This window comes from Rugosibacter aromaticivorans (genome assembly GCF_000934545.1).
GTDB lineage: Bacteria > Pseudomonadota > Gammaproteobacteria > Burkholderiales > Rhodocyclaceae > Rugosibacter > Rugosibacter aromaticivorans.
Genome location: NZ_CP010554.1, coordinates 1,545,123 through 1,567,710 on the forward strand (window position 1 = coordinate 1,545,123; position 22,588 = coordinate 1,567,710).

General features: G+C 51.5%; 26 protein-coding genes. 3 read left to right on the top strand and 23 right to left on the bottom strand.

Translation table 11 applies throughout. The features are described 5' to 3' along the window. Positions 1 to 263 precede the first annotated feature (263 nt). From PG1C_RS07695 to mltG, 5 genes are read right to left on the bottom strand one after another with little or no spacing between them, the layout of a single operon-like run. Positions 264 to 896, bottom strand: a complete 633-nt coding sequence (locus PG1C_RS07695) for an ankyrin repeat domain-containing protein (protein WP_202634248.1) — start codon at positions 894 to 896, stop codon at positions 264 to 266. Further along, the gene (locus tag PG1C_RS07700; RefSeq protein ID WP_202634249.1) at positions 889 to 1,668 is read right to left on the bottom strand and encodes a TatD family hydrolase; all 780 of its coding nucleotides are present in this window, start codon (positions 1,666 to 1,668) and stop codon (positions 889 to 891) included. Before PG1C_RS07700 ends, PG1C_RS07695 begins: the two co-directional genes overlap by 8 nt. Then, entirely contained in the window at positions 1,665 to 2,717 is a 1,053-nt protein-coding gene (holB, locus tag PG1C_RS07705; RefSeq protein ID WP_202634250.1) for a DNA polymerase III subunit delta', read from the bottom strand. Before holB ends, PG1C_RS07700 begins: the two co-directional genes overlap by 4 nt. Further along, positions 2,704 to 3,312, bottom strand: a complete 609-nt coding sequence (tmk, locus tag PG1C_RS07710; RefSeq protein WP_202634251.1) for a dTMP kinase — start codon at positions 3,310 to 3,312, stop codon at positions 2,704 to 2,706. Before tmk ends, holB begins: the two co-directional genes overlap by 14 nt. A gap of 3 nt (positions 3,313 to 3,315) precedes the next feature. After that, a complete protein-coding gene (gene mltG / locus PG1C_RS07715; RefSeq protein WP_202634252.1) occupies positions 3,316 to 4,296 on the bottom strand; it encodes an endolytic transglycosylase MltG in 981 nt (326 codons plus the stop codon). Positions 4,297 to 4,377: 81 nt separating this feature from the next. On the opposite strand from mltG, the gene ygfZ reads away from it, so the two are divergent. Continuing rightward, a complete protein-coding gene (ygfZ, locus tag PG1C_RS07720) occupies positions 4,378 to 5,436 on the top strand; it encodes a CAF17-like 4Fe-4S cluster assembly/insertion protein YgfZ (protein WP_202634253.1) in 1,059 nt (352 codons plus the stop codon). Positions 5,437 to 5,443: 7 nt separating this feature from the next. After that, positions 5,444 to 6,226, top strand: a complete 783-nt coding sequence (locus PG1C_RS07725) for an NRDE family protein (RefSeq protein ID WP_202634254.1) — start codon at positions 5,444 to 5,446, stop codon at positions 6,224 to 6,226. 15 nt (positions 6,227 to 6,241) lie between these two features. Here PG1C_RS07725 and PG1C_RS15100 read toward each other — a convergent pair whose 3' ends face one another. From PG1C_RS15100 to rpoE, 18 genes are all read right to left on the bottom strand, one after another. Then, positions 6,242 to 6,337, bottom strand: coding sequence for a GDCCVxC domain-containing (seleno)protein (locus PG1C_RS15100; RefSeq protein ID WP_479687751.1), 96 nt, complete (start codon positions 6,335 to 6,337; stop codon positions 6,242 to 6,244). Positions 6,338 to 6,462: 125 nt separating this feature from the next. Further along, on the bottom strand, positions 6,463 to 7,251 hold the full coding sequence (locus PG1C_RS07730; RefSeq protein WP_202634255.1) for a DUF2189 domain-containing protein: 789 nt from the start codon (positions 7,249 to 7,251) through the stop codon (positions 6,463 to 6,465). Between the two features lie 153 nt (positions 7,252 to 7,404). Continuing rightward, entirely contained in the window at positions 7,405 to 8,733 is a 1,329-nt protein-coding gene (locus tag PG1C_RS07735; protein WP_202634256.1) for an acetyl-CoA hydrolase/transferase family protein, read from the bottom strand. Between the two features lie 64 nt (positions 8,734 to 8,797). Beyond that, a complete protein-coding gene (nagZ, locus tag PG1C_RS07740; protein ID WP_237218108.1) occupies positions 8,798 to 9,823 on the bottom strand; it encodes a beta-N-acetylhexosaminidase in 1,026 nt (341 codons plus the stop codon). Further along, complete coding sequence (gene acpS / locus PG1C_RS07745) at positions 9,820 to 10,197, bottom strand: holo-ACP synthase (protein ID WP_202634257.1); 378 nt, start codon at positions 10,195 to 10,197, stop codon at positions 9,820 to 9,822. The genes nagZ and acpS overlap by 4 nt, the downstream gene beginning before the upstream one ends. Beyond that, on the bottom strand, positions 10,194 to 10,943 hold the full coding sequence (locus PG1C_RS07750; protein ID WP_202634258.1) for a pyridoxine 5'-phosphate synthase: 750 nt from the start codon (positions 10,941 to 10,943) through the stop codon (positions 10,194 to 10,196). Before PG1C_RS07750 ends, acpS begins: the two co-directional genes overlap by 4 nt. Beyond that, the gene (gene recO, locus PG1C_RS07755; protein WP_202634259.1) at positions 10,940 to 11,668 is read right to left on the bottom strand and encodes a DNA repair protein RecO; all 729 of its coding nucleotides are present in this window, start codon (positions 11,666 to 11,668) and stop codon (positions 10,940 to 10,942) included. The genes PG1C_RS07750 and recO overlap by 4 nt, the downstream gene beginning before the upstream one ends. A gap of 4 nt (positions 11,669 to 11,672) precedes the next feature. Then, positions 11,673 to 12,560: a GTPase Era gene (gene era / locus PG1C_RS07760; RefSeq protein ID WP_202634260.1), complete on the bottom strand. Its 888-nt coding sequence runs from the start codon at positions 12,558 to 12,560 to the stop codon at positions 11,673 to 11,675. Next, positions 12,553 to 13,233: a ribonuclease III gene (gene rnc, locus PG1C_RS07765; RefSeq protein WP_202634261.1), complete on the bottom strand. Its 681-nt coding sequence runs from the start codon at positions 13,231 to 13,233 to the stop codon at positions 12,553 to 12,555. The genes era and rnc overlap by 8 nt, the downstream gene beginning before the upstream one ends. Next, on the bottom strand, positions 13,230 to 13,589 hold the full coding sequence (locus tag PG1C_RS07770) for a DUF4845 domain-containing protein (RefSeq protein WP_202634262.1): 360 nt from the start codon (positions 13,587 to 13,589) through the stop codon (positions 13,230 to 13,232). Before PG1C_RS07770 ends, rnc begins: the two co-directional genes overlap by 4 nt. 8 nt (positions 13,590 to 13,597) lie before the next feature. Continuing rightward, positions 13,598 to 14,386: a signal peptidase I gene (gene lepB / locus PG1C_RS07775; protein ID WP_202634263.1), complete on the bottom strand. Its 789-nt coding sequence runs from the start codon at positions 14,384 to 14,386 to the stop codon at positions 13,598 to 13,600. Positions 14,387 to 14,482: 96 nt separating this feature from the next. Beyond that, positions 14,483 to 16,276, bottom strand: a complete 1,794-nt coding sequence (lepA, locus tag PG1C_RS07780) for a translation elongation factor 4 (RefSeq protein ID WP_202634264.1) — start codon at positions 16,274 to 16,276, stop codon at positions 14,483 to 14,485. 82 nt (positions 16,277 to 16,358) lie between these two features. Then, the gene (locus PG1C_RS07785) at positions 16,359 to 16,661 is read right to left on the bottom strand and encodes a glutaredoxin family protein (protein ID WP_348539338.1); all 303 of its coding nucleotides are present in this window, start codon (positions 16,659 to 16,661) and stop codon (positions 16,359 to 16,361) included. Beyond that, positions 16,612 to 18,057: a DegQ family serine endoprotease gene (locus tag PG1C_RS07790; protein WP_202634266.1), complete on the bottom strand. Its 1,446-nt coding sequence runs from the start codon at positions 18,055 to 18,057 to the stop codon at positions 16,612 to 16,614. Before PG1C_RS07790 ends, PG1C_RS07785 begins: the two co-directional genes overlap by 50 nt. A 16-nt stretch (positions 18,058 to 18,073) precedes the next feature. After that, positions 18,074 to 18,535 carry a SoxR reducing system RseC family protein gene (locus PG1C_RS07795; RefSeq protein WP_202634267.1) on the bottom strand — a complete coding sequence of 154 codons (462 nt, stop codon included), beginning with the start codon at positions 18,533 to 18,535 and terminating at the stop codon, positions 18,074 to 18,076. Then, on the bottom strand, positions 18,532 to 19,500 hold the full coding sequence (locus PG1C_RS07800) for a MucB/RseB C-terminal domain-containing protein (RefSeq protein ID WP_202634268.1): 969 nt from the start codon (positions 19,498 to 19,500) through the stop codon (positions 18,532 to 18,534). The genes PG1C_RS07795 and PG1C_RS07800 overlap by 4 nt, the downstream gene beginning before the upstream one ends. Next, positions 19,500 to 20,090 (bottom strand): sigma-E factor negative regulatory protein, encoded by a 591-nt coding sequence (locus PG1C_RS07805; RefSeq protein ID WP_202634269.1) that lies wholly within the window; start codon positions 20,088 to 20,090, stop codon positions 19,500 to 19,502. Before PG1C_RS07805 ends, PG1C_RS07800 begins: the two co-directional genes overlap by 1 nt. Positions 20,091 to 20,132: 42 nt before the next feature. After that, complete coding sequence (gene rpoE, locus PG1C_RS07810) at positions 20,133 to 20,732, bottom strand: RNA polymerase sigma factor RpoE (RefSeq protein WP_202634270.1); 600 nt, start codon at positions 20,730 to 20,732, stop codon at positions 20,133 to 20,135. A gap of 224 nt (positions 20,733 to 20,956) precedes the next feature. On the opposite strand from rpoE, the gene nadB reads away from it, so the two are divergent. After that, positions 20,957 to 22,570 carry an L-aspartate oxidase gene (gene nadB, locus PG1C_RS07815; RefSeq protein WP_202634271.1) on the top strand — a complete coding sequence of 538 codons (1,614 nt, stop codon included), beginning with the start codon at positions 20,957 to 20,959 and terminating at the stop codon, positions 22,568 to 22,570. The last annotated feature ends 18 nt before the right edge of the window (positions 22,571 to 22,588 follow it).

The window sequence follows — 22,588 nt, forward strand, 5'->3', positions numbered from 1 at the left end:
GCCCCCTTTCTGAATCCCTTGCGCATTTCCATCAACAGGTTTTCAGCATTTTCGATCATGGTGTCATGGTGTTATCTCCTTTCTTGGATGCGGAGATCGCCAGGGGAGGGCAAGGCTTACCGGCGGAACCTGAAAACCTTTAGGGCTAAGCCCTCAATGCCAGCGTTTTATATTTTACATAATGCAAATTATGCGAATAAATTTAACTCGCAGCCAGATGTGTTGTGATTCAAAAAATTCAATGTAGCAAGACTGGTATTTACTTATTTGTTGGATAGTTCAGGCACTACAAGCCAACGGGCACTATTTGTGTGCCCCTGCTGCAAAGCTAGCTGCCATGCGGTTTTTCCATTGGCATCCTGCAAACTGATGTCGGCTCCCGCAGTGATCAGAAGGCGAACAGTCTCTTCATGCCCGTTTTTTGCTGCAAGCATTAAGGCTGTTTGGCGATTGGGAGCGCGTAGATCAAGCTTGGCTCCTGACTTGATTAGTAATTCTATGAGCTCGCGATGGCCCGCATAGGCGGCGTAATGAAGCGGTGCCCAGCCGGAAGGATTAACCTCTGCGCCTGCATCAAGCAACATCTTGGCTATAGACAGATGGCCTTTGAAAGACGCGAGGGTTAAAGCTGAATCGCCATAGCGGTTCAGGTGGTTAATCGTGGCTTTGCTTTTTATTAAACTCTTCACCAAGTCCTGGTTTCCATCACGCGCTGCGATCATGAGCAGCGTTGAGCCAACTGAATCGGACGTATTCACGTCCATGCCGCGATTAATCAAACCGATGACGGTAGCGCTGTCATCGTTCTGTACGGCAACTAAAATATCGTCATAAGTCCCCGCGGGAGACCCTAGGCTTAAAAAACAAAATCCTATAAATATAAATAACTTACTCATTATTCTTAATAAAAAGCCTGAAGAAATTGGCAGTTGTCTCTTTAGCCAGCTTATCCACAGCCATCCCACGTAGCTGGGCAACTTCTTCTGCTACATGGCGTACCCAAGCCGATTGGTTTAGTTTGCCGCGATAAGGGGCGGGTGCAAGATAAGGCGAGTCTGTTTCTACGAGCAGACGGTCCAGAGGCACAAAAGTCGCGACGTCTTTAACTTGCAGCGCCTTTTTGAACGTGACAATGCCGGAAATAGAAATGTAAAAACCCAGATCGAGTGCCGCTTTGGCAACGTCCAGTGTTTCCGTAAAGCAGTGGAATACACCCCCCACCTCATCGGCATTTTCTTCGTGAAGAATGCGTAAAGTGTCTTCTGCCGACTCTCGTGTATGAATAATCAACGGCTTGCGTGATAGTTTGGCAGCACGAATGTGGGTGCGAAAGCGTTCTCTTTGCCACTCCAAATCGCCGTCCAGTCGGTAATAATCCAGACCAGTCTCACCAATGGCGACCACTTTAGGGTGCTCAGCGAGGCGCAAAAGGGTTGCTGGGGTGGGTTCTTCACCCTGCTCTGTATCGGGGTGCACTCCAACACCAGCATATAGATTGGGGAAACGCTCAACAAGCGCAAGCACCTCAGGGAAGCGTTCCAAGGTGACGCCGGCGATCAGCGCCCAGCCGACATGATGTTCTTGCATTGCAGCCAGATAAGCAGCTTCCTTGCCCTGAAAATCAGGGAAATCAAGGTGGCAGTGGGAGTCAACGAGTAGTTCTGTCATGAATTCATTGGACGCAGAGCACGTAAATAGTGGATGGCGAGTGATTCAAGAAATAATAACGGGTTAAGCGGGTGTCGTGCGCTGTGTCGAGAAGCGTTGATTTCACGCCAAGCGGCGAGTAGTGCCGCTGGGTTGAGCGCAGCAATATTTTTTGGTCGTGGCCAGCCGCGATGATAGCGAACTTCGCCGGTAGCTTGTTCCAGCGCTAAATCAAATAGCCAACACTGAACGCCTTCCACCAGGTTTTCCATACGAAATGAGTTTTCGGCTTTCGCTTTAAGCAAGCCCTCCCAACGAGCGGCCAGAGTGACAGGGTCGGCACTAGCGGACGCTAGGCTGTCGACCAGGGCGTCAATCGCAGCCAACTGCCCGTCATTTTTCCATTGCATAACGCGCAAAGGCGCGCCACCGGCGAGATCAAGGTAGCGCATCGCCTGATCATCCAGCCCTGCCTGCTGTAACCAGTGTGCCGTGGCTTGATCATCCGGACGAGAAAATGGTACTACGCGACACCGGCTGCGCAAGGTAGGAAGCAATGTCTTCTTATTATTTGAAATTAATATAAAATAAACACTTGGAGGTGGCTCTTCAAGTATTTTAAGAAGTGAGTTAGCGGCTGGAATTGTCATCGCCTCTGCTTCGCTAACCAAAATAACACGACGGATGTTTCGATGGCTGCCAATAAACACAAAGTCTTCCAAGGTGCGAATCTGATCAATACCAATACTGCTTGTCCCCTGCTTTTTGGTTTTTTCGCTGCTCTTTTCATTCTTCACTTCTTCTGTGTCTTTTTCATCGTCTGCTGTAACGAGCCGAAAATCCGGATGCGTACCTGCTTTCATCCAGCGACAAGCTGCACATTTACCACAGGCTTGGTTAGCCTGAGTGACAGATTCGCAAAGCAGCGTTGCGGCTAGCTTTTCAGCTAGGGCGCGTTTGCCTAGGCCACGCGGACCAGCGAACAGCAGCGCATGGGGTAGGTATTCGAATCCTTGCGCTAGCAGAGGTTTGATTAAATTAATATTTAAAATATTATCAATATCTTGCAATTGATTTCTCAAGTAATTTATTTATTTCTTCAGTTGATTGTGTGGCGTCAATTAGCGTTACACGTTGAGGGTTTTCTGTGGCGATACGGTGATAAGCCGCGCGTACGCGTTCAAAAAAGGCGGTTTGTTCTTGCTCAAACCGATCACGCTGGTTGTTTATTTTCGCTAACCTTTCCTGAGCAGTGGCTACAGGAATATCGAAAATAAACGTGATATCCGGCTGCAGATGTCCTAGGGTCCAATCGCGCAACGCGGCAATTTTTTCCCAGGCGAGTCCACGCCCCCCACTTTGGTAAGCGAAAGAAGCATCTGCAAACCGATCACAAGCCACCCAGGCACCACGCGTTAACGCAGGTTCAATAACTTGCGCAATATGTTCGCGACGGGCGGCAAACATCAATAAGGCCTCGGTTTCGATGTGCATGGGTTCAGCCAGAAGCAAGCCGCGTAATTGTTCACCCAAGGGTGTGCCACCTGGCTCGCGAGTGGCAACAACCTCATGGCCTAGTGAGCGCAAATGCGCTGCCAGCCACGCATGCTGGGTGCTTTTACCTGCGCCATCGATTCCTTCAAAGGTAATAAATCGCCCACGCATGCTTTACTTTTGTCCTCTCTGGTACTTTGCTACAGCACGATTGTGCGCTTCCAGGGTGCGTGAAAACACGCTGTGACCATCCCCTTTGGCCACGAAATAGACTTTATCACTTACCGGCGGATGTGCAGTGGCATTTAATGTAGCAAATCCTGGTGTGGTAATGGGCGTGGGTGGCAAACCGCGGCGGGTATAGGTGTTCCAGGGGGTATCGGTTTGCAGGTCGATACGGCGTAAGTTGCCATCAAAGTGCTCGCCTAATCCATAAATGACAGCAGGGTCGGTTTGCAGCGGCATGCCCATACGCAAACGATTCATGAAAACAGCCGCGATTTGTGGTCTATCGCTGGCTTGCCCGGTTTCCTTCTCAACCAGCGAAGCCAGGGTTAAGAGCTCATAAGGTGTTTTTAGCGGTATTTTCTGGTCGCGAGTTTCCCAAGCGATAGCCAATTGGCGTTGCATGGCATGGTAAGCGCGAGCCAGAAGATGCAAATCGCTGCTGCCTTTGTCAAACAAGTAGGTATCCGGGAAAAAGAGGCCCTCAGGGCTTGCTTCGGTTGCGCCAAGGTGGGCAAGCAGCGCAGCATCAGACAATGCCACTGAGTCATGCGCCAGATCAGGTGTTGCATTCAAAGTGGCACGAAACGCCTTGAACGTGAGCCCTTCCACGAGTACCAACTGCCCTTGGCTGACATCACCACGGGTAAGCTTATCGAGGAGTTGTCGTGCGGTTATTTGCCCGGCAACTTCATAGCTGCCAGCTTTAATTTGTGCTGCGCGCCCCAGGAGTCTGCCCAATAATTCAAACTGCCAGGCGGGTAAATCAATGCCGGAGGATTCAACCACCTGGGCTGCGCGCCGCAAACTGGCACCCGGGGGAATAGAAAAAGCCACGGAATCAGCGGAATGAGGTAAGGGACGCAGTGCGATCCAGGCAATTCCCGCTGTGAGCAAAGCGAATATCAGCAGCAGTTTGAGAACACGCATGAAGGTTGAAATAACAAACCGGAAAATTTTCGGCTGGAGCGCGATAATACACCCTCTCATACCTCACATGGATGACTCCCGATGAATCAGGAATGGACTACTTTCCTTGCCAGTCAAGGCTTGGCGGCCAATAGTGCCGAACACTTCGGCCAACTTGACGCAGAGCTGCAAGCTGCGCGTGACAGCGTCGCAGTTACCCCGCTGGCAGATCTTGGCCTGATCCGCGTCAGCGGCGAAGATGCGGCCAGCTTTCTGCACAACCTGATGACCAACGATATTCTGGGCATCGATGCCACCAGCGCCCGCACGGCGGGTTTTTGTACCCCCAAAGGACGGCTGCTGGCGATTTTTCTGATCTGGCGCGAAGGCAATGATTACTTGCTGATGCTACCACGCGAGATTCTGCCGCCGCTGCTCAAAAAACTCTCGATGTTCATCCTGCGCGCCAAGGTAAAGCTTACCGATGCCACAAATGAGCGCGCCTTGATCGGCATTTCCGTCCTATCCGTCCTATCCACCGTCTTACCAGCACCCTCCGCAGGAAGTACCCTTGAGGTGCCGACTTTTATCAATCCCGCCCTGCCCCGCCTGGGTCTTGCCGCAACTGACGGCGGGCAGCTGATTCGTCTCGACAATACACGCTGGCTGCTGGCGCTTGACCCTGCCGCCGCCATCCGGCGGTGGCCGCAAATTACGGCCACCGCCAAAGTCACCGGACTTGCCGCCTGGCATTGGCTGGAAATTGCCGCCGGGCAACCGCGCGTCACTGCCGCCACGCAAGAAGCCTTCGTGCCGCAAATGCTCAACATGGAACTCCCCGCCGTGGCTGGTGTGAGCTTTACCAAAGGCTGCTATCCGGGACAGGAAATTGTCGCCCGTACGCACTATCTGGGTAAAGTCAAACGCCGTACCTACCGCGCGCGGCTGGCGAGCCTGGCCGCCCCCGGCACGCACGTCTATGCCCCAGAAACGGGCGACCAGCAATGCGGCGCGCTGGTCAGTATCGCGCCATCGCCGGAGGACGGATTCGAGTGTCTGGTCAGTGTACAAAGCAGCGCTGTCGCCGCTGGCGAAGTACATCTTGGTGCACCAGATGGCGAACGGCTGACTTTCCTGCCACTGCCCTACACACTTGATTGAATAATTGATGTGCCTGATTCTCCTCGCCTGGCAGGCTCATCCCAACTATCCGTTGGTCGTTGCCGCCAATCGCGACGAGTTTTTCGCTCGCCCCACCGCCACCGCAGCTTTCTGGCCACAAGCCCAGCAGGTGCTGGCCGGACGCGACTTGCAAGCGGGCGGCACCTGGCTCGGCGTTACGCGTACCGGCCGTTTCGCGGCGTTGACCAACTACCGCGACCCGGCACAAAACCGCCAGCTACCCTCACGCGGGGCGCTGGTGGCGGATTTTCTGACGGGAAGCGAAACACCGGAAGCCTATCTGGCCCGCATCGCCGCCAGCGGCGTCGCCTATAACGGCTACAACCTGCTGCTCGGCGATGGTAAGCGCCTGTGGTGGGCGTCGAATGTCAGTGGCGAACGGCGGCCGCTTGCCCCCGGCATCTATGGCGTCTCGAACGATTTGCTCGATACACCCCGGCCAAAAGTCGGCGCTGGCAAGACGGCGCTGACACAAGCCATCGACCATTTGCCGGACGATCGCCCGCTGTTCAACCTGTTGCAGAACGACGCCATCCACCCCGATGAACATCTGCCTGCCACCGGCGTTCCGCAGGACTGGGAACGCCTGCTTTCCGCCGCCTTCGTCAAGTCGCCCAGTTACGGCACGCGCAGTTCCACGGTACTCTACCAGCGATGCGATGGATGGATAACCTTCGATGAGCAAATCTGGCTGGCAGGTGCGCAGCGTGGCGCACGGGTGCGGTATCGTTTGGTTGTTGCAGAGGTCGCCTCAGAAACCGAAAAATAAAGCAAGACCGGTTTGCTATCCGCAGCACCCGCGCTGCTGCTGAATCGGCGGACACTTCACCGAGCCGAATGAACAGAACACGCAGCAGTCGCCAGGATTGGGGCGCAGCAGCGTCTTACATTGATTGCACTCGTAGAAAAACTGGCAGGCGTCCGTGGGCCATGGATTCCTGTTTGGCGAAACTGCACTGCGGGCAGGTCAGCACGGATTCAAGAGGGATTGTAGTCATTGCGGTGTCACTGCTGCACGGCACCAACAGTGTCTCGATACGCATGCCAAGTAGCGTGCCCCAGCAAAGGAATAATCACTATCATGCCCCATAGTTGGGTCGCAAATCCAATGGCAGTTAGCGTAACAAGTAAGGCAGCCCACAAAAGCATCGCTGGCACATTGGCCATAACGACCTTGATACTGGTGCCCATAGCGGTCATTAACCCTGTGGAACGATCCATTATCATGGGAACAGAAACTGCGGTGAGCATAAAAACACCGGCGGCGATGACCCCGCCCGTAATGCCATAGGTCAACAAAAAGGTAGTACCCCCGGAGGTGATCCAGCTAGTTTGATAGATGGCACCGCTTATGGCGGGGAGTTCGCCATGGAAATAATTTTTAAAAATCAGGGCAGATAATCCAATCCAAACAAAAACAAATGGCACGAGAAGCGCGGCTAGCCTGGCCAATCGCCCACCATTTATTTTCAGCCCGTTCAGTGAAAACTCGAAACTCACCGGCTGCCCTGATTCTTTGCGGCGAGATAATTCATACAGGCCTGTTGCCATGAGTGGGCTAACCAGCAGAAAGCCGGAAATGGCTGCAGAAAACAAATAGAGGTGATTACTTGTAAACATCACTACCACCCAGCCCATGGCGGTGATGATCAGGCCGTGGCCCAGGCTGGCTGTCAGGCTGTGTACCATATCGCTCCAACCCTGACGCAGCCAGTGGAACGGACTTAGAAAACCGACGCGTCGAATGGCAATAGATTGTTCTGTTTGGAGGTTAGAAGCATTTTGTTCGCTCATTACAGTCTCCTCAGATTTTTGTTCGAAGTAAAGATGATTCCCGCCTGCCATGTCAGACAGAATAATTCTTATCCGGCGTCTTTATCCTACGCCTTTTTCATAATGCGAACCATCGGTCAGCCAAAGATTTATGAGAGACAACGCCCTGCCCCTTTACAGAAAACGTCGTGGGAGCAAGCCACTTTCTCGTGCCTTTTTTTCAAGCAATGCACGATCATCCGGATGTGCAATACTGATAAGCGCATTCACGCGCTCCGGAATGCTTTTCCCTTTGAGATTAACCATCCCGTACTCTGTCACCACATACATGACATCAGTGCGTGGTGTGGTGATTACCGTGCCAGTGGGATGCCCAGCCACGATACGCGAACGTGGCTGATCACCTTTCATATAGCGAGAAGAGAGGCACATGAATGATTTACCGCCTTCCGACATAAAAGCACCACGTACAAACTGTAGCTGCCCTCCGGTGCCTGTCCGATGTTTGAAACCTGCGCTCTCGGAAGCCACCTGCCCCATGAGATCAATCTGCATTGCATTGTTAATGGAGACAACCCTACGATTACGCGCAATGTTTTCAGTGAGATTCGTTTCGTTAACGGGCAGACTCATGCACATTTCGTTGCCATCAAGGAAGTCGTACGTGCGCTTCGATCCAGCAGCGAACGTGAAAACTATTTTGCCGCGATAGGTGCTCTTGCATGCGCCAGTCACTTTGCCTGCCATCACCAGATCGACCATTCCATCGACAAACATTTCAGTATGAATTCCAAGATTCTTGACCGGCGCGTGCGCCAAGGCACCGCAAACCGCATTGGGCATGCCACCGATGCCAATCTGAAGGCATGCGCCATCTTCTATTTCTGGAATAATCAGATTCGCCACTGTAATATCAATATCTGTCACAGGCGCGCTAGGTAATTCGGTCAAAGGGGCGTTATCCCCTTGAATAACTGCATCGACTTCAGAAATATGAATGACATTTTCCAAGCCATAGCACGTGGGCAGCGCAGTGCTGGTTTCAACCACCACACGACGGGCCTTTTCGCATAAAGCGCGCACATAGCAGGTCGATGCACCGAAATTGAAATAACCATGCCGATCCATAGGTGTGGTTTTAATCACGGCAATATCCACATCCAGATAATCCTGATACAGCCTTGGGCCTTCGCCAAAATTAAAGGGGATATAACTGGCTACACCATTGTCATATAGCTTACGATCGTACGCTGAAAAATGCCAGCTTTCACCATGAAAATGTTGCTGTTCAGGATCAACCTCTAACACCTTGCGCGGCTTCATGGTCAGAATGCTTCTGATGCGCACATCCTGTAGCTGGAGCTTACGTTCCGCCAAAGCAGAATCAAACACATCTGGCTGGTTAAGCGAGGCACCGTAATCAACCGACCAGCCCGATTGAACAATGTCGGCAACCGCAGCTGCGGTTGCCGTTTTTTCTTGTAGCATTTTTTGAAAATCCATTTCGATGCCCCTTGAAAATAATCCTTAATCTAACCTGAAAAATACATTCTGATACCGCCTCTTTTTATGGGGAGATAGTACCGGTTAATTGGTCTATGGTGGCAACCCCCATGGCATAATAATGGTTATTTTTCTGCCAGGGTTCACCCGGTACAAGCCGGCTGAGTGGTCGACGAGCGCAGGGCGCGTGCTCTGGCTGCCAGGTTTCGAGCAATACACCCACATCGTCTGGCGCATTGCAAACCAAGAGCACATCACATCCGGCTGTCCAGGCCGCATTGGCCCGATCGACAATATTCCCTGCCACGCTGGCTCCTTCCATCGAAAGATCGTCGCTAAAAATAACGCCGTCAAAGGCAAATTCATTACGTAATTTATTAATCCATACCGGAGAAAAACCGGCAGGCCGGAAATCAACTTGCGGATAAATCACGTGTGCGGGCATGATGGCATCAAATGAGAGGTGTCGATAAGGCATCAGGTCGTCGCTCATGTCAGCCAACGCGCGCTCATCCACCGGAACAGTCACATGAGAATCCGCCGCAACCCAGCCGTGACCTGGGAAATGTTTACCGCAACACCGCATCCCAGCCAACCGTAACCCCTCTATCAGCGCACCAGCAAGTTCAGTTACCGCTTGGGGAACGCGATGAAAGGCCCGGTCGCCAATGATCCCGCTCCGCCCCCAATCGAGGTCAAGAACAGGGGTAAATGAAAAATCAACACCACAGTGACGCAGTTCAGCAGCCAGTAAATAACCGATGGTGCGCGCAGCTTCACGAGCGCCTGTTGCATCGCTATCCCACAGAACACCCAATTTTCGCATGGCGGGTATTAGGGTGAAATCATCCCGGCAACGCTGAACGCGGCCACCTTCGTGATCAATGGCAATCAATAATCGCGGTGTGCGCAGCGCATGAATCTCCGCACATAACTCGGTGAGTTGCTGACGATCACGATAGTTACGTGTGAAAAGTATCATCCCGCCGACTAGCGGATGTGTCAACCGCTCATGATCGAGTGCAGTCAGCGTATGCCCTTCAATGTCTATCATCAAGGGACCAAGATGTTGTGTTGAAAGTGTTTTCATGGCGTTTCCAGTAAAACAAATGCGACGGCGTAATCTTGTTCGTCACTAATCGAAAGATGAGCCGTCATTTTTCGCTGAGAAAAATACGCGGCAAGGGATGGGGAAAAAGAAAAACCGGGTTTACCCAGTGCATCATGCGTCACACTGATTTCAGGCAAAACCAGAGGGAAACGTATGCCAATACCCAGCGCTTTCCCCAAGGCTTCTTTGGCCACGAATCGTTTTGCAAGCACGCGGGCCGGGTCTTGGCTGGCGGTGCAAGCAGCACGCTCATCAGGCGCTAAAATTTTTCGCAAAGCATGCTCACCATGACGCTGCCACAACTCGGTCATGCGTTTAATCGCCACGATATCAGTGCCGACGCCAAAAATCATTGGCGGTGCATGTTGTTAATGAGACTTTTCATTTCACGAACCGCTTCGCGCATGCCCACAAAAACAGCCCGGCTGACAATGGCATGGCCAATATGCAGTTCGCGAATGCCCGGTAGTGCGGCTACAGGCTGCACGTTAGCGTAGTTAAGCGCATGCCCGGCATTTAGCTGCAGGCCTGCTGTACGAACCGCTTCACCGGCGATGCGCAGTTTTGTTAGCTCAGACTTAACGGCTTGGCTCTCTTCGTCACGTCCCTGCGTATGAAACGCTTGTGCATAAGGCCCGGTATGTAATTCGCACACGTGCACGCCAATGCGTGCCGCAGCGTCAACCTGAATTAATTCAGCATCGATAAAAACACTGGTCTGAATACCCGCTTGAGTCAGACGAGAAACGACCGTGCGCAAGCGTTGCTCCTGTTCGGCCACATTTAAGCCGCCCTCGGTCGTGATTTCATGCCGCCCTTCAGGCACCAACATGGCCATTTCGGGTTTGGTTGCACAGGCAATGGCAATCATTTCTTCGGTTGCAGCCATTTCAAGGTTTAGCTTGATGTGTGTGAGCTCACGCAAGCGACGCACATCTTTATCCTGAATATGCCGACGATCTTCGCGCAGATGCACCGTAATGCCATCTGCGCCACCGAGCTGGGCTTCAACCGCCGCCCATACGGGATCTGGTTCATAGGTTTGTCGCGCCTGACGAATCGTGGCGACGTGATCGATATTCACGCCCAGCTTAATCACAGTTTCTGTAACTCCATAAAAACCCGCCGTGATTGCAGCGGTTTTCCTCCCAGATGATGCGCAATCAGTTGGCGCATCAACACCTTACTCTCTAGCCGCGTTTGCGGATCGGTATAGTCGTCCGCAGCCATATCGAGCAGCGTTTTACCACGTAAAACATTCAAATTCGCCGTGTCACCAGCGCCGACTTTTCGAATAGGCCCACGTTCAACCTGAAAAGCATAGTGTGCTTGCGCACTGATCTGTTCGCCTGTGACCGCCTCGCGATCGAGCGTCAAGCCATAGCCTAATTCCTTGAGCAGAGTCTTTTCAAAACGCCTCAACTCTGGCGCATCAGCGCCACCCAGTGCCAGCGCGTGCAAGGCGGCACTGTAAGCATCGAAAAGCACACGATGTGGGTCTTCCCGTGGCAACATCTTTACTAATAGCTCATTGAGGTAATAACCCGGCAACAGACAACGCCCGCCTAATAACGGCATGCCGCCTATCCATTCAGCCTTGGCCAGAGTTTTGACCTCTCCTGCCCCGAACCAGCCAAGCTCTAATGGCTGGAACGCCATCAGCAAGCCACGCAATGCGGAACGTGGCCGTCGTGCACCGCGCGCAAGCAGCGCCAAGCGCCCATGATCGCGGGAAAAAACATCGACGACTAAACTGGTTTCGCTATAAGGATAAAGGTGCAACACAAAGGCGCGTTGCTCATCAATGTGTTGTTTTCCACTCACTGTGTTACTCGTAGCCCAAAGACTTCAGTGCGCGCTCGTCATCCGCCCAGCCGGTTTTTATTTTGATCCAGGTTTCCAGCCAGACCTTGCCACCAAAAAGTTTTTCCATGTCTTTGCGAGCATCGGTTGAAATACGTTTCAGCCGTTCGCCCGCCTTCCCAATGACCATCACTTTATGTGCTGCTCTATCGACAATGATCGCCGCAAAAATGCGCCTCAATTCGCCCTCTTGCTCAAACTTTTCGATCTCGACGGCCAAACCATAAGGCAGCTCTTCGCCAAGATTGCGGAATAATTTTTCACGCAGAATTTCTGAGGCGAGAAAGCGTTCGGATCGATCAGTGATGTCATCCGCAGCAAACACCGGTGGCATAACAGGTAAATAAGCTGCCACAGCGGATAACAACGTATTCGTGCCCACGTTTTTTTCAGCAGAAAGAGGCACGATCTCGGTAAAAGTATGCAGCGCCGAAACTTGCGCGATAAATGGCAGCAACTTCCCTTTGTCAGCTAAACGGTCGATTTTATTAATCACTAAAATGATGGGTTTTTCCGCCGGCAGCATGGCCATGAGTGCTCCTTCGCCTGCCCCCCAGCGCCCGGCTTCAATCACCAGCAAAATCACATCCACATCGGCGAATGATGAAGTCACACTTCGATTCATCAAGCGGTTAAGGGCATTCGTGTGGGACGTTTGGAAACCTGGCGTATCGACAAAAATAAATTGATTGTCTGTCGTGGTCAAGACACCGTGGATGCGGTGTCTTGTAGTTTGTGCCTTCTTGGAGGTGATACTCACTTTGGCACCAATCAGACAATTAGTCAGCGTTGATTTACCGACATTGGGGCGGCCAATGATCGCTATATAACCAGTACGGAAATTTTCATTCATTTTTTATTTGGGTAATCTGGGCAAGCGTCAAACGAGCGGCTTGCTGTTCGGCTGTACGACGACTACTGCCTTTGCCGACACACGAAATATTCAACTCGGCAACCACGCATGAGACTTCAAATTCCTGTGCGTGCGCCTCGCCACGCAGGGCGAGCAGAGAATAACTTGGCAAGGATAAATGTCGCCCCTGCATTAATTCTTGCAAGGCTGTTTTAGGATCTTTCCCTGATTTTTGCGGGTCGATACGCAAAACCCATGGAGTAAAAAGGCGATCAATAACCTGTTGCGCAGCAATAAACCCCGCATCCAGGAAAACTGCCGCAAACACGGCTTCCAAGGCATCGGCCAGGGTTGATGGGCGACTAAAGCCGCCACTTTTTAGCTCCCCTTCGCCTAGACGCAAATAATCACCTAGGCGCATGCTCAGTGCAATTTCGGCGAGGGTTTCTTGGCGCACCAGACTCGCACGCAAGCGAGAAAGCTCGCCCTCATTGCATTCTGCATAGCGCATAAACAAGGCATGCGCAATAACGCAATTTAGTATCGAATCGCCAAGAAACTCAAGGCGCTCATTGTGCGGCACACCAAAGCTTCGGTGAGTCAGCGCTTGCCGGAGCAACTCTGGACGAGTAAATTGATGTCCCAGGGAAGCTTCTACCGCTTTAAGCTTCATTTCTTCGCGCTGCTACCCTCAAAATCAAAGACCAGGCTGACGTTATAAAACAAGGGAACTTTCTTTGTGTATGCAAAAGAAATGACTAATTCGCCACCTTCCTTGCTCACGTCAATATCCTGCCCGGTCACGCTTTTAATGACATCAATATCGGCACGTTTATCGTACGCCGCACGCACATCGGGTATTGTCGCCTCTTTCAGGCTGCTATCCCCTGCGGTTGCTTTGACTACCCTGAGGATTTTCCCATATTCAATCCACTCAGGCAGTACTTTCATCGTCAGCAAAGCAACGAGCGCAAAAATTACGCTGCCAATCATCAGACCATTCAGACTCACACCACGCTGGAATTTCATTTTCTCTCCTAATGAAAACGGCCGATACGCTGTAAATCGCTGAAATTAAACCAGATAAAAAATGCTTTCCCCACCAGATTTTGATCGGGCACAAACCCCCAGAAACGGCTGTCCTGGGAATTATCACGGTTATCACCCATGACAAAATAATGACCAGCCGGCACTCGGCAACTCACGCCATCGTTATTGTAGTGGCATTGATCACTATCCGGGAAACGCACAATCGGCCGTACAAAACCAGGTGCTTCAGGATCGATAAGTATGGCGTGTTGCACATCGCCCAAGGTCTCTTTAAAACGCGGCGTGTAATACAAACGTGCAGGATCAAGATAATCCCCCGCGCTTTCATGCTTTACTTCTTGGCCGTTGATGGTCAGTTTTTTGTTGTGATACTCCACATGATCTCCCGGCAGGCCAACCACGCGCTTGATGTAGTCGAGCGAAGGATCAGGCGGGTAGCGAAACACCACCACATCGCCCCGTTTAGGGGTGTTGAGTTCAACTATTTTCTTATTGATTACCGGTAAACGGATACCGTAAGTAAACTTGTTCACTAGAATAAAGTCACCGACCAACAGGGTAGGAGTCATCGAGCCAGAAGGAATTTTGAAGGGTTCGACCAGGAAAGAGCGCAACACGAAAACAGCCAAAATAACCGGGAAAAAACTGCCTCCGTATTCAACCCACCACGGATCTTTCGCATCCGCCGGCCGTTGTTTTCTCGCCCAGAAATGATTGATCGCCCAGAGAGCACCGGTAAAAACGACAAATAAAAATAAGATCAAAGCAAAATTCATGCAGGCTCCGTGATGCTGTCTCGACTGAAATAAAAAACTAAAAAATAAGCTAAAACCCCTGGTGCCTATGTACCCATGTACCCGGTAGCAGGTCTGTCATTTATCCCCAACACGCAACACAGCAAGAAAGGCTTCTTGGGGAATTTCTACCCGTCCGACCTGCTTCATGCGCTTTTTCCCTGCTTTTTGTTTTTCCAGCAGTTTTTTCTTCCGCGAAATATCGCCCCCGTAGCACTTGGCGAGCACATCTTTGCGCATGGCTTTAACGTTTTCACGGGCAACAATGGTAGCGCCAATGGCTGACTGAATCGCCACATCGTACATTTGACGCGGAATCAGCTCGCGCATTTTGGCAGCCAGCTCGCGCCCGCGGAAAGCCGCATTAGCGCGATGAACGATCAAGGAAAGTGCATCCACTTTTTCAGCATTGATCAAGATGTCAAGCTTGACGACATCCGCTGCACGATATTCTTTGAATTCGTAATCCAGGGAGGCATAACCACGCGAGACTGACTTTAATTTATCAAAAAAGTCCATGACAACCTCGGCCATTGGCATCTCATACGTCAGCTGAACCTGCTTGCCACGATAGGCGATATTGATCTGACGCCCCCGTTTTTGCTCACACAGGGTGATGACTGCACCAAGATATTCCTGCGGCACAAAAATAACGTTGGTAATAATGGGTTCGCGAATTTCCTCGATCTTCTGGAGCTCAGGCAGCTTGGCAGGATTCTCCACCAGGATTTCTTCCCCATTGCGCAGACGCACTTCGTATACCACCGTGGGCGCGGTGGTAATTAAATTTTGATCAAATTCTCGCTCCAAACGCTCTTGCACAATTTCCATGTGCAAAAGACCTAAAAAGCCGCAGCGAAAGCCAAACCCCAACGCCTGAGAAACCTCGGGTTCATAGTGCAACGAGGCATCATTCAAGCGAAGTTTTTCTAGCGCATCGCGCAGTGAATCGTATTGATTTGACTCCACAGGATAAAGGCCGGCAAAAACTTGCGGCTTAATTTCTTTAAAGCCTGGCAAAGGCGCCATAGCGGGTCTGTCAGCCAGCGTAATGGTATCGCCGACTTTTGCAGCATCAAGCTCTTTGATACCGGAAATAATAAAGCCCACCTCGCCTGCCCGTAACGCGGGACAAGGCAATGCCTTGGGGGTGAATACGCCTACCTGCTCACACAAATGCGTGCTACCTGTGGACATCAGCAACAGCTTATCTTTTGCCTGGAGCATGCCATCGACCACACGCACCAGCATCACGACGCCCACATAATTATCGAACCATGAATCAATAATCAGCGCCTTGAGGGGGGCGTCCACCTGTCCTTTGGGGGCAGGAATTCGGGCAATGACTGCCTCTAAAACATCCTCCACGCCCAAGCCTGTTTTTGCTGAACACAGTACAGCCTCGGTAGCATCAATACCGATGACATCTTCAATTTCTTGACGAGCGTTATCCGGGTCGGCCTGTGGTAAATCAATTTTGTTTAAAACAGGCACCACCTCAACACCAAGCTCTATCGCGGTATAACAGTTCGCGACAGTTTGTGCTTCAACACCTTGCGAGGCATCGACCACCAACAATGCACCTTCGCAGGCCGATAGCGAACGGCTCACTTCATAGGAAAAATCAACGTGCCCGGGCGTGTCAATCAAATTGAGGTTATAGGTTTTGCCATCTCGCGCCTTGTAACTTAATGAAGCGGTTTGCGCTTTAATAGTGATCCCGCGTTCCCGTTCAATATCCATTGAATCAAGAACTTGTGACTCCATTTCGCGGTCTGATAGGCCGCCGCACTTATGGATGATGCGATCCGCCAGCGTAGACTTGCCGTGATCGATGTGAGCAATGATGGAAAAATTACGGATGTGATTCATAAAGAACCAATAAAAAAGGCGCTCAAAAAACCGACCGAGCACCTTTGAAGCCTTAAAAGGAGAACCAAGGAGAACCCCGATTTTAACGGAAAGCGTTCAAATACTCACGGACTTTCGCACTATCCAGGAAATAATGGCACAACGGTTGGCCCTCCGTATCGAGCAAAACCGGCACTAGCTCATCATATTCAGCAACTAATGCCGGATCTGCATCAACATCAATCACATCGACATCAAATCTGATCAAACCAGGCTCGCCACGGAGTTCATTCAGCGCGGCGAGCATGTCATCACAGAGGTGGCAATACGAGCGGCTTAACAACCGTAGCGTGGGGCTATTTATCGGTTGCTCCTTTAATAAGGACAAAGGTTTGCACTTCGCCACGCCGTACGAGTAGCGTAATGGATTCTGTTTTATTCACCGCCGCGATAAGCTCATTGAATTGCGCCACTGATTTGAGCTCAACCTGGCTCCCTTTATGGATGAGCGAGAGCAAAATATCCCCTGGGCGCAGATCCGTGCGTATGCCTTCGTTCGTTACATCTTCAACGATCAGGCCGCTTTGCAGCCCCGAAGCGCGTTTTTGTTCCGATGACAAGGCAGAAAGTACCAGCCCTAATCGATTAGCTTTGGCAGATTCGGATGACTTGCGGCCACGTTTGACTTCGGGCGTGCCATCTTCAGGAATTTCGCCCATCGTTACCATCACATCAAGGGTTTTCCCCTTGCGCCAGATTTGCACCGGCAATTTGCTGCCTGGTTTGGTTGCACCAACCTGACGTGGCAGTTCGCTGGATTCAGTCACCAGCTTGCCATTAAATTTGAGAATGATATCGCCCGATACAATCCCTGCTTTGTCTGCAGCCGCACCTTTCTCTACCGAAGTAACCAGCGCGCCTTGCGCTTTACTCAAGCCAAAAGATTCCGCCAGATCTTTACTCACCTCTTGAATAACCACTCCCATGCGGCCGCGGCTCACGCGCCCATTTTGTTTGAGCTGCGTCTGAACTTCCATTGCCAGATCAATCGGTATGGCAAAAGATAATCCCATGAAACCGCCTGATCGTGAATATATCTGCGAATTGATGCCCACGACTTCACCCTTCATGTTGAATAAAGGACCGCCAGAATTGCCTGGATTAATGGGCACATCGGTTTGAATAAAAGGTACAAAGTTTTCTTGCGTGAGAGACCGTCCCTTTGCACTCACAATGCCTGCTGTGACGGTGTTCTCAAAACCAAAAGGAGATCCAATCGCCACAACCCATTCGCCTACCTTCAATTTTTCCGGGTCGCCCAAACGTGTGAAAGGTAGTTTTGTCGCTTCAATTTTGATTAATGCGACATCCGTGCGTTTATCAGCCCCTAGAACTTTAGCTTTAAATTCGCGCTTATCTGTTAGCTTTACAGTCACTTCATCTGCACCGTCAACCACATGGGCGTTGGTCAAGATATACCCGTTTGCGCTGATGATAAAGCCTGAACCTAACGACTGATTTTTATATTCACGCGGCTCGTCAGGCCGCCCCTGTTGCCCCGGCATGCCTGGAACTTGTCCGGGAAAAAACCGCCGGAATAGCTCTTGTGCCGGGTCATTTTCGTCAAAGGGGAAAAGTTGGGCCTGTGCACTTTGTTTGATGATTTGCGTAGTGCTGATATTCACAACCGCCGGACCTTGCGCATCAACCAGCTCAGTGAAGTCAGGTAAATCACGTGCCTGAGTCGGCGCGGATAGAAAGACAAAAAAAGTGGCTGCAAAAGCCAGACAAAATTTCTTCATTTCTAGTTCTTACTCCTTAAATAAAATAAAGGTTTTTTTTAGGAAATGTCGTTTCCTTGCATAATTTCTGCCAGTAAAACGGATGGTGCCCGTCATGAAAACTTTGCTCGCAACGGCGCAATAATGCAAAACCAAGTGCTAATCCAACCAACGCTCCCCCCGCTGCTGCCTCATCCCCAGCCAGTCGCTGGCCGATCATCGCACCACTGATGATTAATAACAGTGGAATGACATACGACGCCAGCACCGCACGAAAGACCGTGCCTTCAGCAACAACTAGGCGGACCCGATCACCAACGCGCAAGTCCAGCGTATTGCTCATGCGATAACGACGTGGACGATTCGCTTGGCCCAACAAGCCTGTTTGGCACCCCATGGGGTTGGGGCAGTGCTCGCACGCGGTGAGCCTGGCCGGTACTTCAACCCAGACTTCATTATTACTTGTCACCGCAACAACGTGTGCGTCACATTGTGTCATTTTTCTATCCACTCGATGCCATCACCTAATTGCTTAAGTGCAAGGACTGGCACCTCACCCATCACTACTAAAAAGTACTTATTGAGCTGGCGGTGGTACACATTAAGCGCACCCATGCTGGACAAGACTGCAGGGCTACTTGATTCTGCTTCCCCCACATTGGTGCGAGGCTCAATAAATGCAGAAATTGTGGCCACACCATCTGAAAATAAAATGTGCAATGCAGGCTGCCCCGATCCAGATTGGCGCTTCATTGCATTGATGCGTCGAAACCCAGGAATGTTCTTGTGAAAAACCCATCCCAGATCTTCCGGCACAATTTCTGTCGTTATAACTTTTTGTACTTGCAGGCCCTCCGTGGGAAAGCTTGGCTTTAAGGCCTGGCGTGGTAGCGGGCCGCCAATAGTGACCTGAGTGAAACTGAAAGAATCCAGCGTTTCGCCATGTCCCCCCAAGACTGCGGCTCTTAACAATAAGCCACTGGCAGTGTCTAGCCAGAACTCATGTCCATACCGCAAATTATCTCGTGGCTCCAGAACGATGACACGGCTATCGACACCCGCTACACGACCCTGACCCATGGGGCGAATCAAATAATAATCTTGCAAACGGCTCAATCCGGCGGGCAATAACGCGGGGAATTGATGGCGCGTTGAACGGGTTTCAACAATCAAGCGTTTTTCATTGGAAAAAAAACTGGTTGTTTCATCGCCATTACGAATCATTTCGCGCGGGCTGTCATCAAGTACCTCTATCCGCTCCAGGTCGCGTCCATCAGCCCAGGTATGCGCTATTCGCGAAGTTTCCATACGATCGGCGCTACGGTACACGAAAATACCTTCGTATGTCAGCTGGCGGGAAGCCTGCGCCATACGCTGCAAAGCCATCAGGCTATTCTCTGCATGTGCAAAAGTCGGCGCTAGCAATGCGGCGAGACAACACACCTGGACACGCAGAAAATCCATTAGCGATTATTACCCGAAGCTGAAATTGTACGAATATGGCTTGCGCCACCTACCAGTGCACCTCCTTCGTAGGTTTGGTGCGCTACAAGGTATTCCTGCAACCGTGCTGATTGTTCTGCCTCAGCGACGGAGGTTACAGAGGGTAAAGAGAGTGTCGATGACACGGGGGTTGCAGTGCGTGTAACGGGCGGAGTCATCACCGCGAGACTGGGTACTGATTGGGATATAAGCGCCTGGCTAGAAACGATCATTGACCCAACGGGCATCCGCACTGGCGCTAAAGCGACCCATGCCACCACGGCAACTCCTGCAGCAGATGCCGCCAGTGCCATGACGGGACGTTGCCAGCGGATAACGCTGCGCTGCGGGCGGGTTGGCGACAAGACGGTGGGTTCTAGCGATAGCGCCGCCATCACTCGACTGGTCACATCGATCGTTAAGTCAGGCTCGTGACGCATGGCATCTCCCATCACATGATAGAGATGCCAAAGGTTTTTCTGTTCACTGTCGCGGGATAAGGTCGTCACCGCAGCTGTCGTTTCATGGGCTTCGAGCCCCCCATCCATCAATGCAGAAATACGTGTTTTCATTGCCTTATCCTCGCACGGCTATTACAACAAAAGATCGTTGGGTTACCACCTTTTATCGGCCGCTGTATCCAGCAAAGGCCGTAACTTCAATGCAATCGCATCACGTGCGCGAAAAATCCGCGAACGCACTGTACCAATTGGACAATCCATCACATCAGCAATTTCTTCATACGACAACCCCTCAATTTCGCGTAGTGTCAAGGCGGTACGCAAATCCTCGGGCAAGGCCTCCACAACCGCATTGACTGTCTCACCAATTTGCTTAGTCATCAGCAATCGCTCGGGAGTTTCATTATTTCGCAGCAACTCGGGTTCATCGTAATTTTCAGTTTCTTCGTTATCGGTTGTTGAGGTCAACTGCGCTCGTCGGCCATACGTGATCAGCCAGTTTTTAGCGGTATTGACCCCAATGCGATACAACCACGTGTAGAAGGCACTATCGTTACGAAAGCCTGGCAGCGCCTTGTATGCGCGGATGAAGCTATCTTGCACAATATCTTCCACTTCCGCCGGATCACGCACCATACGTGAAACCAGACGCGCGAGCTTGCGCTGATACTTGGTGACCAACAGCCCGAAAGCTTGTTTGTCACCGGCTTGGACACGCTCAACGAGCATCCGGTCTGCTTCACGATCTCCCATGGGCTTTGTGCTTTGATTCCGCCTAAAAACAAAATTTTGCAGCCGGTCTGGCTGCTGGTCAGTATATCAAGCCATTCTGCCCGTTTCATATCTTGTTTTCTGTATATCTCACTGCGCCCTTAGTAACTCATCTGGTTTACCGGATTCGTCATCTTACTGTTGAAAGCAGTGACCCTTTTAAAGCTGAATAGTTCCCTGCTTGATGAGTGATATAGTTGCGCCCCATGAAACAAAAAGAACAGAAGGAACAGAAGGCCATTAAGCACTTCGACGTTCTCATCATTGGTAGTGGCCTCGCGGGCCAGTCGTTGGCTCTTCGCCTGGCAGACACTCATCGTGTGGCGCTAGTGACCAAAAAAACACTAGAGGACTCGGCCTCAGCCTGGGCACAAGGTGGCATTGCTGCGGTATTGGATGAAAGCGATTCTGTTGATGCCCATATCGCCGATACACTTACCGCCGGCGCTGGTTTATGCGATCCGAGCGCTACGCGTTTTGTAGTCGAACATAGCCATGAAGCTATCGATTGGCTCATGGCCCGAGGCGTACCCTTCACCCGCGATGACTCATCCTTTGGATTTCATCTCACCCGTGAAGGCGGCCACGGGCAGCGCCGTATCATTCATGCGGCCGATGCGACTGGCAAAGCAGTGCAGAACACGCTCACCGAGCAGATCCGAAAGCATCCGCAAATCACCGTCTTGGAGCAGCATATTGCGGTGGATCTCATTACCTCAAGCCGGCTCGAGGTAAACCCTAATCGCTGCCTGGGTGCGTATGTACTCGATATTCAGCACGACACTGTCGTCACCATCGGCGCTGACCACACGGTGCTGGCAACGGGTGGCATCGGGAAAGTTTACCTTTACACGACCAATCCGGATACCGCAACGGGAGATGGCGTCGCCATGGCCTGGCGTGCAGGTTGCCGTGTTGCCAACATGGAGTTCGTTCAATTTCATCCTACGTGCTTGTATCACCCACACGCCAAATCCTTTCTGATTTCCGAAGCCTTGCGCGGGGAAGGCGGTCTGCTGCGTTTGCCCGATGGCACCCGCTTCATGCCCAATTACGATCCGCGCGCTGAATTAGCCCCGCGCGATATCGTCGCGCGCACCATTGATTTCGAAATGAAGCGCCATGGGGTGGATTGCGTTTTTCTTGATATGACGCATAAACCGGCGGATTTTCTCAAAGAGCATTTCCCCACCATTTATGCACGCTGCCTGACGCTCGGCATTGATATCACCAAAGAACCCATTCCCGTGGTACCTGCTGCCCACTACGCTTGTGGCGGGATTGTGACGGATATGTCTGCACGAACGGATCTACCCGCTCTGTATGCCATCGGTGAAACCACCTTTACCGGGCTGCACGGTGCGAATCGACTCGCCTCGAATTCCTTGCTGGAATGCGTGGTATTTTCCGCCGCCGCCGCAAAAGCAATCAGTGAAACAACGGTCAAACCGGCACCCCCCTTGCCGCACTGGGATGAAAGCCGCGTACGCGATGCCGATGAAGAAATTGTCATTTCCCATAATTGGGCAGAGTTGCGCCGATTCATGTGGGATTATGTCGGTATCGTGCGCACCAACAAACGCTTGGAACGTGCGCTGCATCGCATCATCCTGCTAGAAAAAGAGATTAGCGAATACTATGAAAATTTTCGCATCAGCAACGATCTCATTGAGTTGCGCAATCTGGTTCTGACTGCCCACCTGATTGTGAAAAGTGCTCAATGTCGCCACGAAAGTCGCGGGCTTCATTTTAGTCGAGACTATCCCGAAACCTTGCCTCGTGCGCTGGATACCGTGCTTCACCCTTATCAACATGGGTGACACGTATAAACGTATAAC